Source organism: Shewanella litoralis, from assembly GCF_009828585.1.
Classification (GTDB): Bacteria; Pseudomonadota; Gammaproteobacteria; order Enterobacterales; family Shewanellaceae; genus Shewanella; species Shewanella litoralis.
In genome coordinates this window covers 1-283 of record NZ_WSRZ01000155.1, presented here as the reverse complement: position 1 = coordinate 283, position 283 = coordinate 1, and the positions used below count along the sequence as shown (strand labels likewise).

General features: G+C 53.4%; 1 protein-coding gene. It reads right to left on the bottom strand.

Going from position 1 to position 283, the window contains the following annotated elements; all coding sequences use genetic code 11:
• Positions 1-32 precede the first annotated feature (32 nt).
• A partial coding sequence (locus GQA99_RS20855) for a hypothetical protein (RefSeq protein WP_240904660.1) occupies positions 33-283 on the bottom strand: 251 nt, incomplete at its 5' end.

Genomic DNA, 283 nt, shown 5'->3' with positions numbered 1-283 from the left:
AATCAACTCAAAATTGAAGAGTCTCTCAGTGTTTAGGGGAAGCAAATAGAGAAAATGGCTAGCTTCACTGCCTCCGCTTCCACTGTCTCCGCCGCTCGTCCGGCTCTTCTTCTCAAGCCCACCGTCGCCGTCTCTGCTCCTGTTCTTGGTTTGCCTCCAATGGGTAAGAAGAAGGGAGGAGTCAGATGCTCAATGGAGACAAAGCAAGGAAACGTCTCAGCCATGGGGGCTGGAGTTTCAGCGGCAGCAACAGCTGCTTTGACCGCGGTGATGAGCAACCCAG